This is a genomic window from Spirosoma endbachense, from assembly GCF_010233585.1.
Classification (GTDB): Bacteria; Bacteroidota; Bacteroidia; order Cytophagales; family Spirosomataceae; genus Spirosoma; species Spirosoma endbachense.
In genome coordinates this window covers 4,505,112-4,527,999 of sequence record NZ_CP045997.1, presented here as the reverse complement: position 1 = coordinate 4,527,999, position 22,888 = coordinate 4,505,112, and the positions used below count along the sequence as shown (strand labels likewise).

Genomic DNA, 22,888 nt, shown 5'->3' with positions numbered 1-22,888 from the left:
GCTGATTTATAATATAGACTAAGTTACTTTTAATGAAATAAGACCGTGGCTCCAAGCCAAAGTCCTGATAGAAATTAGAGTTTTATAGGGCACCGTCCGGTCCAGTGCGTTTTTGAATCAATCGCTCAGGTTAACCCCGACCATTGCTGCTACGGGGGATCTGCGTAATTGAGCCGCCTGCCTGTTTAGCAGGAGCGCGTGTGAACCATATTTTCCGCTTGGCCAGCAATCTGCCAATGATGAAAATTAAGACAACGCCAATAATCACAACAGCTATCAGAGGCAGAAAAATAGTGAAGAGCGATAAGCCAAACGAGGCAACGTTTTCGCCCGTGGCCACGACTGGGTTGGCTGCACCACCCGTTGCGGCCGTTGAACCGAGTCGGAGTAAACTCGTACCCGCCTGAACAATACCCGCCGAACTACCACCAAGCATTAGCCCTAGTCCCCAATGAAGTACTGGGTTATCGATGTGCAGGAATGAGGTACTGAGCAACGTTCCTGCAATGATGGATGCGGGTGTCGCCAGCGTGTCGAGCAGATTGTCGAGCCAGGGAATGTAATAGGCACCGATTTCAAAAATGGTCGCCATCGACAGGCCGAACAACGCAGGCCAGCCACTTAGCCATTCAAAGCCTGTTACTGTGCCAATAAGTCCTAGTTTAGTGGCCACACTGGCAATCAGTAAGGGTACAAACACCCGGAAACCACAACAGGCCGCCAGACCGACGCCAATACAGGCACTCATGATCCATTCAATGGACATAACTTGTGAACGTTTATTGTTTACACTATTCTGTTTACCTTGCACCGATCCGGTAACATAGCAACAGTCTTTGCTATAAGCAGTAAACCGAATAATCTAAACTTGATTTTAGGCCACAGGGTTTTAACCAAAAAACTGGGGATTGAAATTCATCAGAAATGCTTCGTCGGTGGCACGGGTCAACGCCGTGTACAGCCAACGGACAAATTCATTGTTAACCTGACCATCGGGCAAAAAACCCTGATCGACAAAGACCGCACTCCACTGGCCACCTTGAGCTTTATGGCAGGTCAACGCATAGGCAAACTTCACCTGGAGGGCATTCAGATAGGGATCGCGTCGGACGGCCTCCGCTCGCTCTTTCTTGCTTTTGATATAAAAGTAATCTTTCATGACGCTTTCATAGAGCGCTTTATGCTGCTCCGATGTGAGCGAAGGAACGGGCGAATGAAGGGTATCGAGCAGAATTTTAGCCTCAAAATCTGGCTGTTCTTCATAATCCACCAGGCGCAGGGTAACCGTAGCGAACCGGAAACCATGCATTTCTTCTTTATTACGGATTTTAAGCACCTCGGCAAATTCACCGTTTGCCAGAAAACCCGCTGGTGAATCCTCTTCAAGCACCGTGTAATTATTCCGGGCAATCATCAGCATATCGCCTGCATCGAGTTCTTCTTCGCACTGGTCGATCATCCGGCGGACAAACTGATTATACTGGACTGCCGTTTTGTTGGACCGACAGATTATGGCCGTATTCTCCCGGCCATATTTGTCATAAGCGTACCGAATGCCATCTTCGAGTTTCGTGAGTGGCATTTTAAAAATATCGTTGAATGACCGCACATTTAGTTGAATGGCAGGTACATCTGTGTTTGCCGAATGACCATTGTCGTTCAGGAGTGCGGCAAATCCAACTGCTTTGGGAGTTGGCTCGGTATCGCCAAGTAAAATGCGCAGACTGGTTGCATTGTAAAGAATCCCTGATTCTTCTTCCTGACGCATCACCTCGGTCAATTCCTGCTCATAAACGGTCATATCGAATGCACTGGCGAGGAAACCTCGGTCAAGCGCCGGGCTTAGTTCCCGGCCAATGGGCGGAAGCTGGGCGGTGTCTCCAACCAGCATGAGTTTATTGCCCGGATTTTCGAACACAAAGTCAATCAGATCAGTCAGTAATCCTTTGCCGCCGAAATCAGCTTCATCGGAGATCATGGAGGCCTCATCAACAATAAACAGGGTGTCTTCGTGGTAATTCTTTTGCCGTTGGAAAGCCAGATTGCCCGAGCCGGGATCGGCTACCTGACGATAAATTTTTCGGTGAATCGTCTGGGCAGGTTTCTTGGCATAATTGAACATGACTTTTGCTGCCCGACCGGTGGGAGCCAGCAGCACTGATTTATAACCAAAACGGGGCAGTACTTTAATGAGTGTTCCAACGAGGGTTGTTTTACCAGTTCCGGCGTAACCGCGTAGAAGAAAACAGTCCCGATAGTGTTCAAATTCTTCCTGAGCGATGAACGCGCCGATCTGTTCGAAAAATTGCTGTTGCCCAATGGTAGGTTTAAAAGGGAAGCGTTTGGCCAGTAAATGCGCAGCCGTTTGGGTTTCATTCATGCTTCTAATATACGAAAAAACGGGCAAAGTAAAAAGAAGGATAACTGGGCAAAAGCGCACTGTCAAAGGCTTTTTTTACAATTATTTGTTTCTTTAGCCCTACTCTCTTTCCAGATTCTGGCTTTTTCGCTATCTTCACCGCACCACTAACTCCTTCGGCCACATGAAAATACGTCACATTCTTCAAGGGAAAGCTGTTAATGCGCTCTACTCCGTTTCATCTGGTGAAACAGTTCTCGACGCGCTTAAACTTATGGCCGATAAAAACATCGGAGCCGTATTGGTTGTTGATGATGGGAAGCTAACGGGTATTTTCTCCGAGCGCGATTACGCCCGGAAGGTTATCCTGAAAGACCGTCATTCGGATGACACACGGGTTGCTGATGTTATGACCAAACACGTAATTACCATAGAACCTGAGCAACTGCTGGAGGAGTGTATGGTCATTATGTCCGATCGGCATATTCGTCACCTGCCGGTGATGGATAAAGGTGAACTGATTGGTATAATTTCGATCAATGACGTTGTAACGGCGATCATCCGCGATCAGAAGACGCGTATCGATTCGCTGGAGAGTTACATTTCGGGAAGCTATTGATAGATAATGTATGATATAAGGTGAAAGGCATATAATTACTTCATGTACACAATGCCTTATATCATACACCAAAATTTCCTACCTTTGCGTCCCCAAAATCTGTTGTAGCGTGACGCAATCCATAAATTTGCCCAACCGCTCCGAAGGTAATACGTCTCCGGGTACGTTGGGTAAACCCCAAAAAGAAGTAGTGTCAATCTATGGCAACCGATTGCGGCTGCGGGTTTGCGGCTTATTTCGGGAGGAAAACCGTTTGTTGATGGTTCGACACCGGGGGCTAGGGCCAGCCAATACATTCTGGAGTCCACCCGGTGGGGGAGTTGAATTCGGCGAAACGGCACCTGATGCGTTGATTCGTGAATTTGCTGAAGAAACGGGTCTGGATGTTGCCATTGGCGAATTGCTGTTTGTTAATGAATTCGTGGCTCCACCCCTTCATGCTGTCGAATTGTTTTTTGCCGTACAGTGCATAGGCGGATTACTCCGGCAAGGCATTGACCCGGAAATGAGTCCCGATGAGCAGATTATAGATGAGGTTCGGTTTATGGGTTTTGATGAAATTAAGGAGCAGTCACCCGAAAAAATACATGCATTATTTCGATATTGCAGTTCGCTGGAAGATGTATTTCAGCTAAGGGGTTATTTGCACTATTAAATATTTTAATCTATTTTGTTATCACTTGACATGATAAGGAGATAAAATGTTAATTTTTTGTGAGTTTGTTATCTTTCCTTATTCTCAATTAATCGCTGCCCTGAATCCGTGCAAATCACTGTGACCCTCACTCCAACCGTAACTATCCGTTCTAACTCGTTCGATCCAGCGAAGACGGCCAAATCAGTGTTATGTCTGGAAGTTGGTCGTGACCGATTTCGATTTATGGTTCAGGATGCGCGTCGGCGGGGTTGTTACCTTGAAGATTATACATTTCCCTCATTACTGACCGATCGCCCGCTTACTGAGGTGTTACCGGATGTGTTTCGTAGCCATCCTGTCCTGTCGGCTGGCCCCTGGCAGGAAATTCGAATTGGAATTAACTCGTCATCGTTTACGCTTATACCGAAACCGCTCTTTCGAAAAGAATATGCCAGTAGCTACCTGGCCATGATGCGGGGCAATGCATTACCGGCCCACGAATTTGCGAAATCATATACGCACGATAGCGAAGGGTTTCTGTCTGTCTTTAATCTGGAGCATCAACTGGTTGATTTCTTTTCGGGAGCCTATCCGCTACAACCGTCCGTATTTATTCACCAGACGGGCTCACTAATTCAGGCCACTGCCGATTTGGATCGTCTTTTATTGACGCCCCAAAATGTCTGGCTTTATTTTGAAGATGAGTTCGTTACTGTGATCTATCGCCATGAGCATCGGCTACGCTTTTGCAATCGGTTCGGCTATAAAAATGTACAGGATCTGGCGTATTACTTACTCTACGTATTGGATGAACAGAACCTGAATCCTGAAGAGACAACAGTTTTTCTTTACGGAGAGATTACGCCTTTTGCGGAAGCGTATACCGAATTAAGCCGATTTATGCCCAATCTGGTATTTGGTCATACGCCATCCAGCCTGACATTAGCTGATGAATTCGATGAACTGCTTGAGCATCGCTATTTGAGTCTTTACGGACTTTCTTTGTTGACTGAATGAAGGGAACCACTAGACGTATTTACCGGTTTCCTCTTCGATCATCCATCGTTTATGAAACGAATCGCTCTGTTCCCTGGCTCCTTTGATCCCTTTACAAAAGGTCACGAAGATATTGTATTGCGTGGCTTACGGTTGTTCGATGAAGTTGTTATCGGTATTGGCCGTAACGCGCGTAAGGAACGCTACTTTCCTCTCGAACAGATGATGCACCTGATTGAGGAAGCGTTTCGGGATTACCCCGCCGTTCGGGTGATGAGTTACGATGATCTGACGGCTAATGTTGCTCGTAAAGAAGGGGCAACATTCCTGTTGCGAGGGCTGCGTAATACAACCGATTTTGAATATGAGAACGGAATATCGCAGGTTAACCGCTACGTTTACGAAGAAGTAGAGACGGTTTTTCTCATCACATCGCCCCATTTAGCACCAATTAGTTCGAGCATCATTCGTGATCTGCATCGCTATGGTCAGCAGGTCGATGAATTTCTGCCGTATAAATTAGTAAATCAGCCTGCCTAGTTTCGTTGCAGGACGAAATCCACAAGTGCCCGCTCTGGTCGATGGCGAGTTATCGGGTTTAACATAGACTGGATAGGGCAGGAGTTTTCTACCTTTGGAACTAATAAAGTTGCAAACGACTGATTGGAAGCCGTTCGTCGGTAAAAGGCTCCTGCCTGCATAACTAATTAATAATCCGTAGTCGCCTGTTTTAGGTCCAGTTCTTTAATCCAGATATTCCGGTAAAGTACATCGTGACCTTCGGCTTGTAATTTCAGCCCGCCGGGTGTATCTGTAATACCTTTACCACCATCGTTTCCGCCATCAATTCCTGAATTTGGTCCTCCCCAAACCTGATTGATCGTTTGGTTTGTATGCGCTTTTTTGCCATTTAAGTACAAGGTGACCATCGCAGGTTCTGTGCGTTTGCCATCTTTGAAACGGGCAGCCCGAAATTCAATGTCATACGCATTCCACTTTCCAGTACCTGTATAGAGTTTGTAGGGCGATGGGGATTCATTGATTACAGCGCCTAACCCGTGGGAGGTTGTATCACCATCAAATACCTGGATCTCATAGCGGTTTTGCAGATACACGCCACTGTTACCCCCCGGTTTGCTCACGTAAAACTCCACATGAAGCCGGAAATCGCGGAAGGTTTGCTTCGTTACAATATCGGCGGCCCCATATTTACCACCCGCAGCCGATGGATCATTCGTATTTACCACTGTTCCGTTACCCGCCGGATCTTTTTCAATCGCCCATTTGATGGGTAATGTTGTCGCTAAACGAGGCCCCTGCCAATAGGTCCATTTTTCGTCGAGCATCTTGCGCGACCCATCAAACAAAACTTCAGCTCCTTTGGGTGCTTTGGTACCAACACCCACCTGAGCTATGGCGTTTAAGGAAACGCAAAGTGAAACCGCAGCGATCAGCAGGGATTGTAATACGTCAATTGGTTTACGGATACTATGTTTCATTTTAGTAAACAGGAAATTTGGTGGTTCAGGGAAAACGGGCACTGTCGGCAACCAATGCAGTTGGGATTATTCACGGCAAGGGCCTACCGAACGAAGTCGTATGAGCGAGCCATCTACCCATTAACTGGCCTTACAGACGACGGTTTATAATGGATTAAGCTCTTTTGTGGGTTCAGACGGATTCTGATGAAAGATCTCCTCCAGTCGGGTGAAAAGCTCCGGGTGTTTTTCGTGAAGCAGATCGGGACGTTTGAAGAAATATTCAGAAACCACGGCAAAAAACTCGGCTTCATTGGTTATACCGTATGGATTGATATCGGAATGGTTGGCTTTAATGTCATCGATGCTCTTATGAATCAGTTGAAGCCAGGGTTTAATATGGCTTTTGTCGAGCAGGTATTCCGGCAGGCCATCGGTGGCACCATCGACTTTATCGAGCAGGTGAACAAACTCGTGAATGCCCGTATTTCCTTTACTGGTTTCATTGGCAAATCCTTCGTGGAGCGCCGGTTTCGAGAGAACCATCGCGCTTTTTAAGGCCCCGCCTTCGCCCACCATACCCAGAATATTCCGTCCGTCGCCCGAGGTTTCGTAGGCTTCATTAAACCGATCTTCGTAGAGCAGCACATCGGTTAATGGATAGTACCAATCGCTGAAGCCAAAAATTGGAATAATGGCACTACTGGCTACCAATACTTTATCAATATCATCGACGGTTGTTCCAATACCTTCAATTCGGATATGATGCAGAAAATGATTGATCCGATCTTCGAACAGCTTCTTTTTATCGTTGCTTAGTGATCGATAATAAGGAACATTGTCCTGCAAAAGCTGCGGATAGTTGGTGGGTAGAGGTATTAAATCCTGTCTTTTCTGTTGCCTGTTTCGCCAGATCAGCCAGCCAGCGAGCAGCACAACGACACCGATTAGAATAAGCATAGTTTAAGGGCTTACAATTTTTGAATCTGAACGCCAACTTTAGATTTAATGTGAATCAACGCCTGAATACCATCGGGTAGGACCGCTATTTTCTGGGGAACAAACTGAAACGACTGAATGCCCATGTCCATCTTTTTGCCCGGTCCTTTTTCAAAGGCCTCGTTGATTTGCTGAGGCAATTTCGCGATCTGATCCCCAAGCGGAATAACAAGCAGGCCTTCCAGTACCTTGAGTAGCCCATCGTGCACAATCGAATTGGAGATTTTCGAGAGGGCATTGTCCGTTGTACTATCGAAGTCTAAGTTTTGGATATGTAGTGTATTTGTCGTTGTATCAAACGCCGGACGGCCACGCAGGTAAAGAATTCCATCGACCAGTCCGCTAACTTCAGCTTTAACGAGCAGGGCCTGCTGCCCACCATACACCGATGCCTTTTTGATCGTCAGCATACCAAGTGCCAATTTCTGCGGCTCCTTCGCGAAGGTACGTGCCAACATCCGATTGATATCTGCATACGGAATAAAACTCATGACATGTAGTTCTGAGATTTGTGACACTGTATCCCGTTTCTGTAACTGAGGGAGTGGCACTTTGGGGCGGGTGGGTTCTTTGGGTTTTAACGCTGTCTGCGTCTCAAAGGCAATGCGCAGATGAGTAGTTATGGCTTTCGTATTCCCCGTGATCGGACTAGCCGCAACACTGATCGGTTTTGGTATTAACCACAGACCATACTGTTCGTTGATCAACAAGGGTTTTTGAATATCCTGCCAGATTGGGTTTACTGTTTTATCGAGTCGCAGATCGTTGTAAACCGCTGAATCAATGGCTTTCTCGATCGAAGTTCGATGCTTATCCAGTATTTTCTGGGCCAAGTTTGTCAACGAGATTTCTTTACCCAGCAACCGGATTTCCGGTTTAGTGATCCATTGGTAATCGGTAAATTTAACCTGACTGGCAAGACGCCAGTTTGGAGTCACACTTAATGGGCTCTGAAAGTTGACATTTAAGGCGCAGAATGGCTTCTTGGGTGGCGTATTGTCGGAGCTGAACGGTTTAGTTAGCCAAAGTTGCAGGGGAGCAGAAAGGAGAATCTGTTGATTTTTATACTGAATCTGTACCGGGCCGGAACGTTCAACCCTAAACGACAATATGCCGCCGTTTTTCCCCTCTTTTGAATCGTTTCCAATCAGGACCGGATCAAGCTCCCGGTTGATTTTGTCCTGGAGTTCGCGTAGCTGAAACGTAATGGGGCCAGCCAGATACGAAATCATGGGTGGAATGGGTGGATCAAACCCCTGTGGGTTGGGAGGTTCGGTATTTATATGCTGGCATTGCGTCATAAACAGAAGCATTGCCAGCGCAAAAGGCAACTGGATTCTTCCTGATCGTATCATTAATGTGTAGTGATAAATAGCCTGATCATGCGTCGTCCATCAACGCATGCCACAAGCTTTTACTATTAACTTCCCTTCTTTTCAGTTGTTTCTTTGCCCGATGGGTAATTCAGCTGACTGGGTATTTCAGACCAGTTTTGGTACCTTGCTTCTTTACTACGAATTAGCTAATTACTCAATGGCAGAAGAGATACCGCATGGCGACCCCACTATACTGAAGGAATTAATTCAGTATCAGATGCCTTTTGGTAAGTACAAAGGTCGACTAATCAGGGAATTACCTGTTTCGTATTTGGAATGGTTTTCACAGAACGGCTTTCCGGCCGGTAAACTGGGCATGCTGCTTCAAACTATGTACGAAATCAGATTAAATGGACTGGAGTATTTGCTGAACGGATTAAAAAATAAACCCTTATGAGCAGTAACTCATAAGGGTTGAGAAATTCAGGGTCAATCTTTTGAATTCACTGAGTAGGAGAGCAGTCGGATTACACAATTGCTTTTACCGTGCCTCCATCAACCCGAATGGCTGAGCCATTTGTGGCAGATGCCAGTGGGCTACTCAGATACACAATCATATTAGCGACCTCATCTGTAGTGGAAAATCGTTGAAGAAGCGACGTGGGTCGGGCTGTCTGGAAAAATTCCCGTTCAACCTGATCCCGATCTTTATTCTGATGCCTCGCCATATCCGCCACGAAATCCTGAACACCTTCCGATGCTGTCGGACCGGGCAACACCGAATTGACCGTTACGGCCGTACCTTTCGTTAATTCGGCCAGTCCTCGCGCTACGGCTAACTGAGCCGTTTTGGTCATTCCGTAGTGAATCATTTCTTCGGGAATTTGCAGAGCCGATTCGCTGGAAATGAACAAAATTCGCCCCCAGCCTTTGCTGAGCATGGCCGGAAAATACTGCCGTGCCAACCGAATACCACTTATGACGTTTACTTCAAAAAAACGGAACCAGTCTTCGTCAGGAATATCGACGAAGGCTTTTGGTTCGAAAATGCCTGCATTGTTTACCAGAATATCGACTTCCGGAACTTCGTTAAGAAGGTTATCGACAGCTGTTTTCTGCGAAAAATCAACGGCCACTCCGCGAACATTGGCGTCAGGTAACTGACTTTTTAGCTGCTGAATAACCGACTGAATCCGATCTTCGGTACGACCGGTAATGATTACATGAGCGCCTTCTTCGAGGAGTTTTCGCGCAGTTGCCAGACCGATACCGGCAGTAGAGCCGGTTACTAACGCGATCTTGTTGTTGAGTTGTAGATTCATGGTGTTACTGCTACCTGACCTTTTGTTGTAGAGCTAATCCTAGCGTGTCAGGTTAGGTAGTAACGGATGTTCGAAGACACAGGTTCTTTTCCCCGAAAAGGATCGTATATCATCATTGAATCGGAATAAATCAATACCTGATTACTCGAACTGAAACGCGAAATAAGTACAGCTACCCTGGCTGGTGTTCTGAATGGCGTGAGGTACATTGGATTCCAGAAAAATCAGATCACCCTTGGTGGCCGAAAAGAGCTTTCCATCAATACTTTCCTGGGCTGTGTTGTCCGTCATAAGGAGGATTTCAGCGGCCCGGTGGGTGTGGGGCGGGTGGCTCCATAAGCCCTGATTTAGGGTCGTGACGTGCATTTCGAAGCGTTTGGTCATGGCAGTAGCCCGGTCGAACATACGCCGGATGCCGCCTTTATCGTGCTGTTTGAACTCAACCTCATCCCAATCGACCCAGAACGATCCACCCGCTTTTTTGCCTCGTTCCAGATCTTTTGGCTCTTTCGATTCATACCGCATCACGAAATACGTGACTGGCGAATCGCCCTTGTTCTCGAAGCCGTGCTCGTCTCCTGGCATCATCAGGGCGATGCTGCCAGCGCCTAAAGTTTTGGTTTTTCCTTCAATCGTAATGGTCAGTTTGCCTTCTTTAATGATGATCAGTTCTTCGTCGTCGTGTTTGTGAGCAGGATGTGGTGCCTGATGAGCCGGTAGGGTAGTCGCGTGGATCTTCATATGCTTGAAGTCGGTCGTTGTACCCTCAAGAAGGGTTCGTTGCTCACTGGTAGCCTTTCTGCTGACGGGGGATTTAGCCCAGACATAAACGCCGGAATCGACTGATTGGGCTAACACGGGCAAGGTTGTCGAACTGAAAAGAAAGAAGAGCGAAAGGAGCGGTTTCATGCGGTGATGATGAGGTCTATTTGCCTAAAAGCATCTATTCCAGAGTGAATACTGATAGGGTTACGAAATCGATAGACATAATAACTTTCGGTCAGAAATTCAGTCGAAAAATTTTAAAAAAATCGCAGACCCTACTGACATAGGGCTGTCAGTGGTAGCGTGTTATTTTGTAAGGTAAACCAACAACCAATACCAATCATGACACAGGCAACCGAAGTAAAGACCCCCCTGACCATTGCAGCGCTGATCAGCGACTATGTTGTTTACAACGAATGGGCTAACAAACGGCTAGTCGAATGGCTCCAGACCAAACCGTCGGGTTTGATGGAACTGGAAGTGCCATCCAGTTTTCCGGGTATTAAAGGAACGTTGGTGCATATCTGGGATACACAACGGTTCTGGCTTTCGGTTTTGCAGCAGGTTGAAGCACCAGCGTCATTTCGGCAAAACGGCTTTTATGGTACATTGGATGAAGCATTTGATGGACTAATTGATCAGTCGAACGAGTTTACTGCCTATGTGAAATCGTTGACCGATGCTGAATTGCAGGAAGAAGTGATCCTGAAAACACCCTGGGCCGATGGGATAGAGCCACGTATTTCGTTTATTCAGCATTGCATGAACCACAGCACCTATCATCGGGGTCAGCTTATCACCATTGGTCATACCATTGGCCTGAAGGATGCCCCCATGACGGATTATAATTTTTATCGCCTGATTGGTTGATTAATTTGGTAAATAGAATGAATGGGTAATTGGATTCAATTCGACACCTTGCTGGTTAATCGGTTGCCTTCAATTGCCCATTCACAGAACTGCCTGATTTTCAAATTTTTCCGAAATGACAGAGTCGACGATTAATCAGCACCGGTTAGCCAATCAACAAATCACAGAGTCGACATTCATGAAACCGAGTGATCTGGTTGCATGGTTCGGGGCAATGCAGGCGCAGGATTTTCTAGCGGCAAAATGGGCGCTTGGCCTGCGTATGCCAGGTGCTACTGAAGAAACCATAGAGCAGGCTATCGTCGATCGGTCGATAATTCGTACCTGGGCAATGCGGGGCACACTGCATCTGATTGCTGCTGATGATAGTCGCTGGCTATTGACGTTGCTCAGACCCCGGCTTTATGTGGCCTGTTCGGGTTTATTGCGAAGACTAGAACTCGATGAAAAAACGCTGGTTAAAAGTTACGACGCGATGGCTCGGGCCATGCAGGGAGGTAAGCAACTCATTCGGAGTGAATTGAAAGACGCACTTGAACAGGTCGGTATTCCAACGCATGACCTACGCATCAACGGGCTACTGGTACGGGCCGCATTCGATGGAATAATCTGTTGTGGCGTTCGGCGAGGGAGCGAAAACACCTATACATTGCTTGATGAATGGGTTCCCGCTACGAAATCGATGGAACACGACGAAGCATTGGCCGAACTGACGAAGCGGTATTTTATGAGCCACGGGCCTGCCACCATACAGGATTTTGTGTGGTGGTCGGGCCTGACCGTGGCCGAAGCTAGGACCGGGCTATCGATGCTCAACGCACAGCTTGTGCAGGAAACAACGAATGGAAAAACATATTGGAGAACTCAACAGGAACCAAATTTTCAGGATACATCACTGGTCGTTCATTTGCTACCGTCTTTCGACGAGTATCTGGTGGGCTATAAAGATCGTAGTGCTGCACTCGGTGCGCTTGATCTTAAGCAGGTCGTAAGTGCCGGGAATGGCATATTCAACCCAATACTGGTTATCGATGGTCGGGTTGTTGGTACCTGGAAACGAACAATCAAAAAGAATATCGTGTCAATTGACCCCGCTCTCTTTTATCCGCTAACGGAAGAACAGCAGCAAGCCTTTGCGGTGACCAGTCAACGATATGGCCAGTTTAAGGGACTCGATGCTGTATGGCCGGCGGAGGTTGGCGTGGCTATGCCCTAACTGGATACATCTGGTATAAAAGCAAATCAAAATCTGGAAACAAACGTCTGGGGTCGTTACTCCAGGCGTTTGTTTTTAGCAGAAGCCCAATATATTTGCGCCCTATGAACCATGCGCTTATTTCTACGGCTACCGAACAGGACATTGCTGCATTAAACCAACTGGTCAATAGTGCCTACCGGGGCGACAGCTCCCGCAAAGGATGGACGACGGAAGCTGATCTGCTTGGCGGCATTCGAACCGATGAAGAAGGACTGAAAACCATGTTGCTGAATCCAGCGGCAACTGTCCTGAAATATGAAGAGGATAACCAGTTGCTGGGATGTGTCTATCTGGAGCGAAAAGATACAGGCACGAAATATTCCGATCTATATCTGGGTATGTTGACCGTCTCGCCTGATGCGCAGGCCAAAGGGATTGGCCGGAAACTGCTGGAAGCTGCCGAACAACTGGCTGTTAAGCAGCAATGCCGGGTTGTGACGATGACGGTTATCACCATCAGACACGAACTGATTGCCTGGTATCAACGACGCGGTTACCAACCAACCGGTGAAATGAAGCCATTTCCTACTGATCCTCGTTTTGGCCATCCCAGGCAACAACTTGAGTTTATGGTCATGGAAAAACGAATGCCCAGTCAGAACATATAAACGCCAGCCAGTCTTAAGCATCTCTAAGCCAGTCTCCTCTTATGAAAATCAACTACTTACTCGTCGCTCTGTTCGTATTCGCCTTTGTCAATTACTCACACGGGCAAACGCCCGAACAGACGCTGACGAAAATGGGCATCGAGTTATTTGTACCAACCAAATCGGCTGGTAATTACGTTAAAGCGGTGCGGTCGGGCAATCTGGTATTTCTGGCGGGGCACGTATCGACCCGCGCCGACGGGACAGGAATCACGGGTAAGCTTGGCAAAGACCTGACTGTCGATCAAGGGTATGAAGCCGCCAGAACGACAACCATTTCGCTCCTCTCTACGCTTAAAGCCGAACTGGGAGAGCTTGCACTTGTCAGGCGTATTGTGAAAGTTACCGGATTTGTCAACTCAACGCCCGACTTCACCGATCAGCCCAAAGTCATCAATGGCTGTTCTGATTTGCTGGTGGCCCTTTTTGGCGATAAAGGAAAACATGCCCGCTCAGCTGTTGGCATGGCCGCATTACCATCAAACTATGCCGTTGAGATTGAAATGATCGTAGAAATAGAAAGACAGTAGACAGTCTTCAGTGAGCAGTAGGCAGTAACTAGTAGGTAACAGGCAAACTGCCCACTGAAGACAGCCTACTGTTCTTCTCCTCTTATTTTGAAAACACCGCCTTCGATGGATTCATCGACACGAAGTTGACAAGCCAGTCGACTGTCCGGGTCGGCATCGGGCAGGGTGTCCAGCATATCTAATTCAGCATCGCGGGCGGGCGGTAATGCGTCGAATCCTTCCAGTACCTGCACATGGCAGGTTGCGCAAAGGGCCATACCGCCACAGGTTGCCAGAATATTATAATCTGAGGCTTTCAGGACCTCCATCAGGCTCAGATTAATGCCTTCCGGAATTTCAAGTGTTTGCCGTTCGCCATCGCGGTCTTCTATCGTGAATTGTATCATTATTGGTGTTGGGAAATGGGTGATTCGATCACTGATTATTTATGTAATTATCAGAATCACCCAATTCACATTAAAACGTTGGTATTCCGTTAACGGTCGTGTATTTGAAGCTTAGTTTCTGGTTTGGATACACGTACCTGAATGCGCTTTGGCACATGAGCGCGGCTTCGTGGAATCCACACAAAATCAGTTTCAGTTTGCCGGGGTATGAATTGATGTCGCCGATGGCATAGATCCGCTCAACATTGGTTGAGTAATCGGTCGTATCGACCAGAATGGCGGATTTGTCGATGTTAAGCCCCCAATCGGCAATTGGGCCTAGCTTAGGTGTCAGACCAAATAATGGAATCAGGTTATCGGCAGCCAGACTGGTTACTGATTTGTCTTTTGCCGTGATGCTGACTTCCTGTAAATGCCCGTTGCCGTGAATACTGGTAATGTTGGATTGCAGTACGAGATTGATTCGGCCTTCTTTGGCCAGGTCAAACACTTTTTCGGCAGAATCGGGTGCACCCCGGAAACTATCGCTCCGGTGAACGAGCGTCACTTCTTTAGCCACATCGGCCAGGAAAACGGTCCAGTCGAGGGCCGAGTCTCCACCACCGGCCAGTACTACCCGGCGGTCGCGAAGTTGTTCTGGATTCTTAACCATGTAAGCAACTCCTTTTCCTTCAAACTGCTCCAGATTCTGGATTTCCGGTTTGCGCGGTTCAAAACAACCGAGCCCTCCGGCAATAACCACCACCTGGCAGTGAACAGAAGTGCCATCGTTCGTCGTAATCACAAAGGATTCGTCGGCCTGGCGTTCCAGTGTTTCAACTCGTTCGCCCAGCGTAAACGAAGGATGGAACGGCTCGATCTGTTCCATCAGGTTATCGACCAACCGTTGCGCATTGATCGCTGGATAACCGGGAATATCGTAAATAGGCTTCTGTGGGTAAATTTCAGAAAGCTGCCCACCCACCTGCGGAAGTGCATCGATAAGGTGACAGCGCATCTTTAATAAACCGGCTTCAAAAACAGCGAACAGGCCTACCGGCCCCGCGCCTATGATGCAAATATCTGTGGTAATCATGGTTGTATTGTACAAATCAATTGTCGGCCTTCGTTGCTCATTCCAAGCGAAAATTCAGAAAGGCTCTACAAGAAAAACGAACTGAATACGGGAATAATTCGGCATAAAGGTAGCGTCTGCATGCAAGGCAGCTGACAGAAAACGCTATGACAAATGGTAATGAGGGATAACCGGAAAGAATATGAAGCGATCAAAAACAGTACTCCGATCCTGCGCTTTATTTAGAACAATACATACGCGTAATTGACCTGAAAGAGATCAAGAGGTGTAAAAACAGTCCTCTACCGACTCTTTCGGTTTAATTCAGTGGTATATCGCATCTCTTGCCGGCCTGGCTCTGATCACACATAGCGAAGGATTTTTATCTCTGGATGAGCCGATTTGTAACGGCCATACCAACGGCACAACGGATATAAGGACAACACAAGTCCAAACCAGACCAGATAAACCGGGCCGAGTGAAATACCCGCTCCGGCGGGTCGCCCAAAATTCAGCGTACCAGCCTGAATGTCTTTCCATCCGTATCCTTCCAGCAGGACCATGGCAATCATGAGCAGATGAATGGAATACCAGTGAATGATGTAATAAAACATCGGCACTTTGCCGTATACCATCAGCCAGCGGGTGATTGGATTATCGGCTCCATCGGCGAGGGCCAGAATAAGTAAGGCAATGCCAATCATCAGCAGATCGTACAGCAGTGATGGCGGATACTTGGTTACGTTGATAAACGACAGTATGGTAAAGAATGCATCTTTCTGAACAGACCAGGGAGCCGGATCTCCATAACTGTTTATGAAGCGGAGAATGATAAATAACCCCAATGCGCCTAGTCCAAGGCGAAACAGGGAGCGTTTACGCATTGAAATGGGCTGCTCCATCAGGGAGCCGCACGCAAAGCCAACCAGCATAATGCCGAGCCAGGGAATCACGGGATAAGCAATCAGAAGGGCAAATGCCGGACTTAGCTGGAAGAATTCGACCCGAAACAGCAAGGCACCCACTAGTCGGGCAGTCGGATTGGTAAATGCTGGTACCAGTTGCAGTAAATTATGCCCAACTACAATGATCAACCCTAGTATTCCGACCCATTTTACGGGCAGTCGGGCCAGAAGCGATACGATAACAAGGCCGCCACCAATGGCATAAATTACCTGCAACAGCATACTTCTAAACTGAAGATCGAACCAGAAAGCGAAGTTGATAATCGTCAGTTCGAGCAGAATCAAAACCAGACCGCGCTTCAGTAAAAAACGCCGGGCAGCAGGTGAGTTCTGGCTTTTCGTTAACGATAGATAAGCTGACGTTCCTGATAAGAAAACAAAGGTAGGAGCGCACAAATGGGTGATCCATCGGGTCAGGAATATCGGGGCAGTCGTTGTAGCAAGGTCGGTGGGATTCTGCGTGACAGCGGTGATGTGCAACAGATCCCGAACGTGATCTAATGCCATGATAACCATGACCAGTCCGCGCGTTACATCAATTGTCGTTATTCGGTTCATTGGGAAAGGAAGGATTCAGGAATACAGTCGTTGGTAATTCGAAGGCTTGAAAATGGGTAAGGACTTTATCTTGTCAGGCGGTAAATCAGGAGGGCGGTTCGCTGAATCAGGAACGGATATTCTTTAAGATTCATGGTTTCTTCGATACTGTGCGCTCCCTTTCCAGATGCCCCTAAACCATCCAGACAGGGCATATATTTTGCAACGAACGAAACGTCGCCCGCACCGCGCGCACCCGGATCGAAGGCGGTGACGGGGCCAAGACCCATATCCCGGCTGATTTTGTCGACCTGTTTGCGTAAATCATCGTTGGCGGCCGTTGGCTCCATGCCCGGAATACCATCGGTGAACGAAATACTGGCTTTGGTGAGCGGTAGACTTTTGTCGACGATCTCCCGCATTTTTGCCCGCGCGTTTTCCTTCTGCGTTTCGGTCAGAAACCGTAAATCACCTTTTACGAGCGCCGAACCCGCAACGATATTCGTTTTACCCACGGTTTCGGCTTTCGCTGTTTTATCGTCATAATGAACCTCCGACCCACCAACGATCAGCCCAGGGTTGAAGGTTAGGTATTGTTCTTGCCCCAGCGTCCGGCGGAACTCCGTCAGAATGCGGGCGGCTTCATAAATTGCACCATAGCCAAGGTCGCTAAACACCCGCGACGAATGGCCGGAGCGGGCTTTCACGTTCAGCGTCCAGCCACTGGCTCCCCGGCGGCCGGTCGTAACGCTGCTCAACCCCTGGGCGGTTTCAAAGGCCAGGGCAAGATCGCATTGTTTGGCTCGTTCGATAAAATCCCGGCGACTTTCGGCTCCACCCGAACTCTCTTCGTCGCCCGTAAAATAGATGGTGATGGACGTATCATCGAGCAGTTTCTGGGCGTGAAGTGCTTTCAGTGCGGCAATAACAAGTACATCGCCCCCTTTCATATCGTTGACGCCCTGACCCGAAGCGGTCGAATCATTCACTCGGGTAAAGGGCTCCATAGGCAGGCTTTTTTCAAATACCGTGTCCAGATGGCCGATCAAAAAAAGCTTTTTTCCTTTCTTGCCCTGCCGGGTCGCCACCAAATGCCCCGCCCGGTTGAGGGAGTCTGGTAGGGTAACCCACTCGGTTTTAAATCCCAGTTTATCAAACTCATCCGACATCAGTTTTCCAACGGTTCGGACCCCTTCGATATTCAGCGTGCCGCTGTTGATGTTAACGACTTTTTCTAAAAACGTAACCGTTTCCGGAAGTTGCTTTTGAACGGTGGCGATAACGGCAGTTTCTGGTTTTGAGAGTGACTGACCGAAGCTGCCAGTGCTGGCCCAAAAAAGTAGTAAAGCAAGTTTTTTCATGAGGGTACTTTCTTTCAGGTTGTATGAAGAGCTAAAATACAGAAAGTTAGAATCTGAGGGGTATATTTAGTGGATATGGCATCTTATAGACGTAAAGAATTGCTCGATTCTGTAAATTCGGCCCGCTAAGGTTCCCCGCTACCATGTAAAAGTTTATTCGTTTTAACACGTATGCTCAACTACCTAAAAGAGTCATTTGCCCGGAAAAAGGCCAGACGGATTACCAGCAAGTATGGACACGAGACAGACACCTTTCAATTAGCCGACGATGGATTGGTCGAGTTCGCCAATTGGAAAAATCCACTCGTTGAACCAAAAATAATTACGCAGGGAGAGATCAATTTCTTTCGTCGTTTTGTGCCCCGCGGTAGTTTTTGCATTGATATTGGCGCGAACATTGGCGATACGACGGTGCCAATGGCGCTGGCTGCCGGTAAGGAAGGCATAACACTGGGTTTTGAGCCTAATCCGATGACTCATGAAATCCTGGTTGCTAATGCGCAACTGAATGGCAGGACGACCAATATCGTGCCGCTTCCGTACGCTATTACGAGGGAGGATGGCGAGTTTTTTTATTCATCGTCTGAAGCTTCATTTGGTAATGGAGGAGTTTCGGCCAGCGTTGAAGAGGCCAAAAAACATGGCAACTTTCAGCTTCAACAGAAGATAACCGGGATAAACTTGCAAACGTTTTTGAATGACCGTTACAAAGACCAGCTCTCTCGGCTTTCGTTGATAAAGATTGACGTTGAAGGGCATGATCAGGAAGTGATTGAGTCTATTTCTCCATTGATTTTACAGTATAAGCCAGTACTTATCGCGGAATGTTTTAGTGAATCCAGGTTGGATGAACGTACTGAACTATATAACACGGTAGCCGATCTTGGCTATACACTCTATTACTTCGAGGATTTTGAGGAGAGTACAACCGTAATTCCTTTAAGCCCGCAGGATATGAATCGATGGAAGAATTTCAATTTTTATGCTGTTCCCAATTCACCGGTCAGCTAGACGTATAAATGGCAAAACGCCCGTCGAAATAGGTAAGCTTATAAAATGGTAAGGTAACAGTGCCGGGTTTGGGGTAAAAATCCTCAGATCGATATTGGTAATCCATTAGAATGAAACCAGCGCCACGCTGATGAGCCCAGTTTGCCATGTGGGCTGATGGGTTGTTCGTGGGCGTCGAATGGTATTTGTAATTTTCATGGCTTAGTAGAAAGGGGTGCCGTTCGTATTCATTGAAAAAATATGTTAAGGGCACCAGTCCTTTCTTATCGGCCGGAATGTGTTCTCTAAGTTTATGATAAGAAACGGGCAGATAGTCAGTACTGAAGTTTTCATGAATAATTTCAATCGTACCATAAATTCCAATAATGAAATAAGTGGCAAGTACACCAGCTAATGCCCAATTTTTGAACGGTTTTGACCGGTATAATTCATAAATTAAAACCAGCATAAACGGCATAAAAAGGGGCATATAGGTGCCCGATCCATGTTTTGTCAGCAGCCAAAACGATGTGATGAGCAGGATTGAATAAACAGACAGCGCTGTTGGTAACTGTTTGAGATAGGCTCGCTGATGCCCTATGAGAAATGCCAGCAACAACGATAAAGAAGCCTGTTCCGGAGATTCAAAAAACAGTTTCGGAAATGTCAGCAGCACAAGTAGCTTAGAACGCCAGCCAAAAGCATTTTGTGTAGCCGGATCATTGCGAAACTGATAGTACCAGGTCGAAAAACCATTCTCGGCCACTAAAATATCGCTAAAATAAACTAGTCCTGTCAGGCCGCCTGCCAGCGCAAAATAGCTGGCATTTTTGTATTGGTGAAAATAGAGAAGCGTTCCCAAACCGGCAATCAGGTAGATTATTCCATTCAGATGGCACAACATGGCCATGCCTGCCAGCACTCCGGCGAGAAGGCTTTTTGAGACGGTTACGCTTTTAGTCTGAAGGCACAAAAAGGAGCCAAATCCCAGTGCGGCCAGCATAAGTTCCGGCCGATTCTCGAAACTCATTTTTATGAGCAGCCGATTCGAGAAAATCAGGACCAGAATAATAAGTATATTCCTTGAAGTTGCACTTTGCTCTTTTTTGTACAGGTAAACGATGATCTCTGCAATAATTGCGACAAAGGAAACCAAGCCAATAAATTGAACTGTCGGTAGCTGAAAGCCGAATACCTTAATTAAACCAGCTCCGAAAACCAGAAACAATTTATGACTGACAAGTAATTGCTTTTCCCATCCCAAAATTCCGCTGAAAAACTCCGATCGAATAATCCCGTCCTTCTGAAGCCAGTACGATTGCTCCGCAAACCAGGCATCATCACCGGTGGGTGTTCGGTGATAATAGGTAAGTGTCGTTAGAAGCACTAAAATTGATAATAGTATACTTAGTTGTTTTTTTGATACGGTCATTCAGTAAGAATCTGTTTTCGTAAGAATGGTGTGATAGGACTTTTATGAGTTATGCGTTCATTTTTTTTTGTAATTATAGCGAAGACCCATTCAATTGGCCAAAGGTTGGATCTTTGCCGCAACAGAAGGTAGTCAGGGATAAAAGGCCCGCATGACTGGTCGAAGGCCTACAATATCCTTATCTTGCCGCAAAAAGTAAGCTTCCATGGGTGTAGAAGCGTTAATTTCTCCCAAATGAAACGATTAATCCCTGCTCTGGTACTACTCACCAGTTTATATACCTACGGCCAGCCTGCAGTACCTATTCCGGTTCGGGTTGTTATTGTCACGATGTTCGAAATCGGGGCCGATACGGGCGATCGGCCGGGGGAATTTCAATACTGGGTAGAGCGCTTGCCATTGTCACAAACGATACCGTTTCCGCAGGGATACCGCAATCTACGCTACAATGCCGAAAAGCAGGTGCTGGGTATTTGCACGGGAATGGGAACAGCTCGGTCGGCAGCCTCGATCATGGCACTGGGTATGGACACTCGCTTCGATCTGTCGCACGCGTACTGGCTCGTGGCGGGTATTGCGGGCATCGATCCGCAGGACGGCAGCGCTGGTTCAGCGGCCTGGGCAGAGTGGCTGGTCGACGGTGATCTGGCGCATGAAATCGATTCGCGCGAGATGCCTAAAGAATGGTCTACGGGTTATTTGCCGCTTCGCCGGACAAAACCGTACGAAGAGCCCGTTCAGGAAAACGACTTTACTGTTGCGATGCATCTGAACCCTCATCTGGTTAAATGGGCTTATACGCTAACGAAAGAGAGTAAACTGGATGATACTGAAATGCTTCGGAAGATGCGCTCCGTTTATCGGGACTATCCTGAAGCCCAGAAACCGCCCCGCGTGATGATGGGCGATCACATTGCTGCAATGACCTTTTGGCATGGCAAGTACCTGAATGACTGGGCAAACGACTGGGTCAGATACTGGACGAAAGGCAAAGGGAATTTCGTGACGTCGGCCATGGAAGATACCGGAACGGGCCAATCATTGCAATGGCTTTCTGCCGCCGGGAAAGCCGATTTTAATCGTTACCTGGTGCTTCGAACGGCGAGTAATTATACCATGCAGCCGTCGGGTGTAACAGCCGCACAGAACCTGACTAATGGCGGAAAGGAAGTAGGGGAACGTTATACTGCCTATATTCCAGCCCTCGAAGCCGCTTACCGGATCGGGAATACGGTCGTTGACCAATTGATCTCGAACTGGGCAGTGTATAAAGATACTATTCCCGGAAAGTGAGCAGCAGTTGGCAGTGTGCAATCTACAATAGGCAATTTGCTGATCTTAAACTCCGAAAGCTTACTGCAAACTGACGACTGTAAAATATAAATTTATAAAAATGCCCAAACTTGTCTTGATGGATCATGACGGTGCAATTGATGACTTGTTGTCTCAATTGCTCGTATTGACAATGCCCGATGTGGAACTGATCGGGGTAACCGTCACACCTGCTGACTGCTACATTGAACCCGCGCTCGAATCGGCCTATAAGCTGCTTCAGGTAATGGGGCAGGAGCATATTCCACTGGGCAGGGGCGATTATTATGGCATCAACGCATTCCCGAGCGAATGGCGGGCACGACCTGAGGTCATAAACGCCCTGCCCATGCTGATCAATCTGCCCAAAGCGCCCGATCCATATACATACCGTAGCGCGCCCGACCTGATCATCGATAGATTGTCGGCTGCTTCCGAAAAAGTGACGGTTTTGATGACGGGGCCCTGTTCCAATCTGGTTTTGGCCCTGGAGAAAGCGCCGGAACTGAAAGCCAAAATAGGTGAGGTCGTTTGGATGGCGGGCGCATTCAGGGTATCTGGCAATGTGCAAACCTTTCAGCATGATGGAAGCGCCGAATGGAATGTGTTCTGGGACCCTATCAGTACAAAGAAACTGGTCGAGATTGAACTGCCCTTGACGTTTATTCCGCTGGACGTGACCAATCATGTTCCGGTAACGAAAACGTTTCTCTCAACCCTAGCCACGCAGATCGACTATAAGCTATCAAACCTGACGGGCCAGTTCTGGGCCTTGACGCTCGATACAATTCCCGGCTATTATTACACCTACTTCATGTGGGATATTCTGGCAACCAGCTATCTGGCCATGCCGGAGCAGTTCAAAACAGAAGTCGTGAAAGCGAAAGTCAGTACTCGGCCTCCAAATGCCGGACAAACCTTTCTGGATGAAACCGGATACACGGTTAAAATCGCGACGGACGTGAATATCGAGTATTTTTATGAGTACATATTGGGGCAATTTAAGCGATAAACGGCCAGTTTTCTCGTGCCTGCCTACTGAAGCAGGTTGGGGAT

24 protein-coding genes are annotated in these 22,888 nt (G+C 47.5%); 12 read left to right on the top strand and 12 right to left on the bottom strand.

The features are described from left to right. Positions 1 to 130 precede the first annotated feature (130 nt). The gene (locus tag GJR95_RS18280) at positions 131 to 766 is read right to left on the bottom strand and encodes a DUF4126 domain-containing protein (RefSeq protein ID WP_162387232.1); all 636 of its coding nucleotides are present in this window, start codon (positions 764 to 766) and stop codon (positions 131 to 133) included. A gap of 123 nt (positions 767 to 889) precedes the next feature. Beyond that, positions 890 to 2,380, bottom strand: coding sequence for an ATP-dependent DNA helicase (locus GJR95_RS18275; protein WP_162387231.1), 1,491 nt, complete (start codon positions 2,378 to 2,380; stop codon positions 890 to 892). 163 nt (positions 2,381 to 2,543) lie between these two features. On the opposite strand from GJR95_RS18275, the gene GJR95_RS18270 reads away from it, so the two are divergent. The 4 genes from GJR95_RS18270 to coaD all read left to right on the top strand — a co-directional run bounded on the left by GJR95_RS18270 (position 2,544) and on the right by coaD (position 5,151). Further along, a complete protein-coding gene (locus tag GJR95_RS18270) occupies positions 2,544 to 2,978 on the top strand; it encodes a CBS domain-containing protein (protein ID WP_162387230.1) in 435 nt (144 codons plus the stop codon). A gap of 166 nt (positions 2,979 to 3,144) precedes the next feature. Continuing rightward, complete coding sequence (locus GJR95_RS18265; RefSeq protein WP_162391758.1) at positions 3,145 to 3,633, top strand: NUDIX domain-containing protein; 489 nt, start codon at positions 3,145 to 3,147, stop codon at positions 3,631 to 3,633. Between the two features lie 108 nt (positions 3,634 to 3,741). After that, positions 3,742 to 4,632 carry a DUF3822 family protein gene (locus GJR95_RS18260; protein WP_162387229.1) on the top strand — a complete coding sequence of 297 codons (891 nt, stop codon included), beginning with the start codon at positions 3,742 to 3,744 and terminating at the stop codon, positions 4,630 to 4,632. Between the two features lie 51 nt (positions 4,633 to 4,683). Beyond that, complete coding sequence (gene coaD, locus GJR95_RS18255) at positions 4,684 to 5,151, top strand: pantetheine-phosphate adenylyltransferase (protein WP_162387228.1); 468 nt, start codon at positions 4,684 to 4,686, stop codon at positions 5,149 to 5,151. A 167-nt stretch (positions 5,152 to 5,318) separates the two neighbouring features. On the opposite strand, the gene GJR95_RS18250 is transcribed toward coaD, so the two are convergent. The 3 genes from GJR95_RS18250 to GJR95_RS18240 all read right to left on the bottom strand — a co-directional run bounded on the left by GJR95_RS18250 (position 5,319) and on the right by GJR95_RS18240 (position 8,443). Beyond that, a complete protein-coding gene (locus GJR95_RS18250; protein WP_162387227.1) occupies positions 5,319 to 6,110 on the bottom strand; it encodes a 3-keto-disaccharide hydrolase in 792 nt (263 codons plus the stop codon). A 144-nt stretch (positions 6,111 to 6,254) separates the two neighbouring features. Then, positions 6,255 to 7,049 carry a M90 family metallopeptidase gene (locus GJR95_RS18245; RefSeq protein WP_162387226.1) on the bottom strand — a complete coding sequence of 265 codons (795 nt, stop codon included), beginning with the start codon at positions 7,047 to 7,049 and terminating at the stop codon, positions 6,255 to 6,257. 11 nt (positions 7,050 to 7,060) lie between these two features. After that, positions 7,061 to 8,443: a DUF4403 family protein gene (locus tag GJR95_RS18240; protein WP_232541235.1), complete on the bottom strand. Its 1,383-nt coding sequence runs from the start codon at positions 8,441 to 8,443 to the stop codon at positions 7,061 to 7,063. Between the two features lie 178 nt (positions 8,444 to 8,621). On the opposite strand from GJR95_RS18240, the gene GJR95_RS18235 reads away from it, so the two are divergent. Continuing rightward, positions 8,622 to 8,861 carry a DUF3820 family protein gene (locus GJR95_RS18235; protein WP_162391756.1) on the top strand — a complete coding sequence of 80 codons (240 nt, stop codon included), beginning with the start codon at positions 8,622 to 8,624 and terminating at the stop codon, positions 8,859 to 8,861. A gap of 70 nt (positions 8,862 to 8,931) precedes the next feature. On the opposite strand, the gene GJR95_RS18230 is transcribed toward GJR95_RS18235, so the two are convergent. After that, positions 8,932 to 9,726: an SDR family NAD(P)-dependent oxidoreductase gene (locus GJR95_RS18230; RefSeq protein ID WP_162387225.1), complete on the bottom strand. Its 795-nt coding sequence runs from the start codon at positions 9,724 to 9,726 to the stop codon at positions 8,932 to 8,934. A gap of 141 nt (positions 9,727 to 9,867) precedes the next feature. Then, a complete protein-coding gene (locus tag GJR95_RS18225; RefSeq protein WP_162387224.1) occupies positions 9,868 to 10,635 on the bottom strand; it encodes a cupin domain-containing protein in 768 nt (255 codons plus the stop codon). Between the two features lie 198 nt (positions 10,636 to 10,833). Between GJR95_RS18225 and GJR95_RS18220 the strand changes: the two genes are divergently transcribed. From GJR95_RS18220 to GJR95_RS18205, 4 genes are all read left to right on the top strand, one after another. Next, positions 10,834 to 11,361, top strand: coding sequence for a DinB family protein (locus GJR95_RS18220; protein ID WP_162387223.1), 528 nt, complete (start codon positions 10,834 to 10,836; stop codon positions 11,359 to 11,361). A 115-nt stretch (positions 11,362 to 11,476) separates the two neighbouring features. Continuing rightward, positions 11,477 to 12,577, top strand: coding sequence for a winged helix DNA-binding domain-containing protein (locus tag GJR95_RS18215; protein WP_162387222.1), 1,101 nt, complete (start codon positions 11,477 to 11,479; stop codon positions 12,575 to 12,577). Positions 12,578 to 12,681: 104 nt separating this feature from the next. After that, positions 12,682 to 13,227, top strand: a complete 546-nt coding sequence (locus GJR95_RS18210) for a GNAT family N-acetyltransferase (protein ID WP_162387221.1) — start codon at positions 12,682 to 12,684, stop codon at positions 13,225 to 13,227. 41 nt (positions 13,228 to 13,268) lie between these two features. Then, the gene (locus GJR95_RS18205; RefSeq protein ID WP_162387220.1) at positions 13,269 to 13,796 is read left to right on the top strand and encodes a RidA family protein; all 528 of its coding nucleotides are present in this window, start codon (positions 13,269 to 13,271) and stop codon (positions 13,794 to 13,796) included. A gap of 65 nt (positions 13,797 to 13,861) precedes the next feature. Here GJR95_RS18205 and GJR95_RS18200 read toward each other — a convergent pair whose 3' ends face one another. The 4 genes from GJR95_RS18200 to GJR95_RS18185 all read right to left on the bottom strand — a co-directional run bounded on the left by GJR95_RS18200 (position 13,862) and on the right by GJR95_RS18185 (position 18,099). After that, entirely contained in the window at positions 13,862 to 14,182 is a 321-nt protein-coding gene (locus tag GJR95_RS18200; RefSeq protein WP_162387219.1) for a 2Fe-2S iron-sulfur cluster-binding protein, read from the bottom strand. 70 nt (positions 14,183 to 14,252) lie between these two features. Further along, complete coding sequence (locus tag GJR95_RS18195; protein ID WP_162387218.1) at positions 14,253 to 15,257, bottom strand: NAD(P)/FAD-dependent oxidoreductase; 1,005 nt, start codon at positions 15,255 to 15,257, stop codon at positions 14,253 to 14,255. A 341-nt stretch (positions 15,258 to 15,598) separates the two neighbouring features. After that, on the bottom strand, positions 15,599 to 16,759 hold the full coding sequence (locus tag GJR95_RS18190) for a DUF1624 domain-containing protein (RefSeq protein WP_162387217.1): 1,161 nt from the start codon (positions 16,757 to 16,759) through the stop codon (positions 15,599 to 15,601). 65 nt (positions 16,760 to 16,824) lie between these two features. After that, positions 16,825 to 18,099, bottom strand: coding sequence for a M20/M25/M40 family metallo-hydrolase (locus GJR95_RS18185; RefSeq protein WP_162387216.1), 1,275 nt, complete (start codon positions 18,097 to 18,099; stop codon positions 16,825 to 16,827). Between the two features lie 171 nt (positions 18,100 to 18,270). On the opposite strand from GJR95_RS18185, the gene GJR95_RS18180 reads away from it, so the two are divergent. Next, entirely contained in the window at positions 18,271 to 19,110 is an 840-nt protein-coding gene (locus GJR95_RS18180; protein ID WP_162387215.1) for an FkbM family methyltransferase, read from the top strand. On the opposite strand, the gene GJR95_RS18175 is transcribed toward GJR95_RS18180, so the two are convergent. Continuing rightward, positions 19,103 to 20,521, bottom strand: coding sequence for a hypothetical protein (locus tag GJR95_RS18175; protein WP_162387214.1), 1,419 nt, complete (start codon positions 20,519 to 20,521; stop codon positions 19,103 to 19,105). The two genes, GJR95_RS18180 and GJR95_RS18175, sit on opposite strands and share 8 nt — an antisense overlap. 234 nt (positions 20,522 to 20,755) lie before the next feature. Between GJR95_RS18175 and GJR95_RS18170 the strand changes: the two genes are divergently transcribed. Both GJR95_RS18170 and GJR95_RS18165 read left to right on the top strand, forming a co-directional pair. Then, positions 20,756 to 21,814 (top strand): purine nucleoside permease, encoded by a 1,059-nt coding sequence (locus tag GJR95_RS18170; RefSeq protein ID WP_162387213.1) that lies wholly within the window; start codon positions 20,756 to 20,758, stop codon positions 21,812 to 21,814. Between the two features lie 100 nt (positions 21,815 to 21,914). Continuing rightward, entirely contained in the window at positions 21,915 to 22,844 is a 930-nt protein-coding gene (locus tag GJR95_RS18165; protein WP_162387212.1) for a nucleoside hydrolase, read from the top strand. The last annotated feature ends 44 nt before the right edge of the window (positions 22,845 to 22,888 follow it).

Bases quoted from the DNA above. Each gene is read 5' to 3' on its own strand.
- GJR95_RS18280 (WP_162387232.1), bottom strand. From the start codon at position 766: ATGTCCATTGAATGGATCATGAGTGCCTGTATTGGCGTCGGTCTGGCG.
- GJR95_RS18275 (WP_162387231.1), bottom strand. From the start codon at position 2,380: ATGAATGAAACCCAAACGGCTGCGCATTTACTGGCCAAACGCTTCCCT.
- GJR95_RS18270 (WP_162387230.1), top strand. From the start codon at position 2,544: ATGAAAATACGTCACATTCTTCAAGGGAAAGCTGTTAATGCGCTCTAC.
- coaD (WP_162387228.1), top strand. From the start codon at position 4,684: ATGAAACGAATCGCTCTGTTCCCTGGCTCCTTTGATCCCTTTACAAAA.
- GJR95_RS18250 (WP_162387227.1), bottom strand. From the start codon at position 6,110: ATGAAACATAGTATCCGTAAACCAATTGACGTATTACAATCCCTGCTG.
- GJR95_RS18245 (WP_162387226.1), bottom strand. From the start codon at position 7,049: ATGCTTATTCTAATCGGTGTCGTTGTGCTGCTCGCTGGCTGGCTGATC.
- GJR95_RS18240 (WP_232541235.1), bottom strand. From the start codon at position 8,443: ATGATACGATCAGGAAGAATCCAGTTGCCTTTTGCGCTGGCAATGCTT.
- GJR95_RS18235 (WP_162391756.1), top strand. From the start codon at position 8,622: ATGGCAGAAGAGATACCGCATGGCGACCCCACTATACTGAAGGAATTA.
- GJR95_RS18230 (WP_162387225.1), bottom strand. From the start codon at position 9,726: ATGAATCTACAACTCAACAACAAGATCGCGTTAGTAACCGGCTCTACT.
- GJR95_RS18225 (WP_162387224.1), bottom strand. From the start codon at position 10,635: ATGAAACCGCTCCTTTCGCTCTTCTTTCTTTTCAGTTCGACAACCTTG.
- GJR95_RS18220 (WP_162387223.1), top strand. From the start codon at position 10,834: ATGACACAGGCAACCGAAGTAAAGACCCCCCTGACCATTGCAGCGCTG.
- GJR95_RS18215 (WP_162387222.1), top strand. From the start codon at position 11,477: ATGACAGAGTCGACGATTAATCAGCACCGGTTAGCCAATCAACAAATC.
- GJR95_RS18210 (WP_162387221.1), top strand. From the start codon at position 12,682: ATGAACCATGCGCTTATTTCTACGGCTACCGAACAGGACATTGCTGCA.
- GJR95_RS18205 (WP_162387220.1), top strand. From the start codon at position 13,269: ATGAAAATCAACTACTTACTCGTCGCTCTGTTCGTATTCGCCTTTGTC.
- GJR95_RS18200 (WP_162387219.1), bottom strand. From the start codon at position 14,182: ATGATACAATTCACGATAGAAGACCGCGATGGCGAACGGCAAACACTT.
- GJR95_RS18195 (WP_162387218.1), bottom strand. From the start codon at position 15,257: ATGATTACCACAGATATTTGCATCATAGGCGCGGGGCCGGTAGGCCTG.
- GJR95_RS18190 (WP_162387217.1), bottom strand. From the start codon at position 16,759: ATGAACCGAATAACGACAATTGATGTAACGCGCGGACTGGTCATGGTT.
- GJR95_RS18185 (WP_162387216.1), bottom strand. From the start codon at position 18,099: ATGAAAAAACTTGCTTTACTACTTTTTTGGGCCAGCACTGGCAGCTTC.
- GJR95_RS18180 (WP_162387215.1), top strand. From the start codon at position 18,271: ATGCTCAACTACCTAAAAGAGTCATTTGCCCGGAAAAAGGCCAGACGG.
- GJR95_RS18175 (WP_162387214.1), bottom strand. From the start codon at position 20,521: ATGACCGTATCAAAAAAACAACTAAGTATACTATTATCAATTTTAGTG.
- GJR95_RS18170 (WP_162387213.1), top strand. From the start codon at position 20,756: ATGAAACGATTAATCCCTGCTCTGGTACTACTCACCAGTTTATATACC.
- GJR95_RS18165 (WP_162387212.1), top strand. From the start codon at position 21,915: ATGCCCAAACTTGTCTTGATGGATCATGACGGTGCAATTGATGACTTG.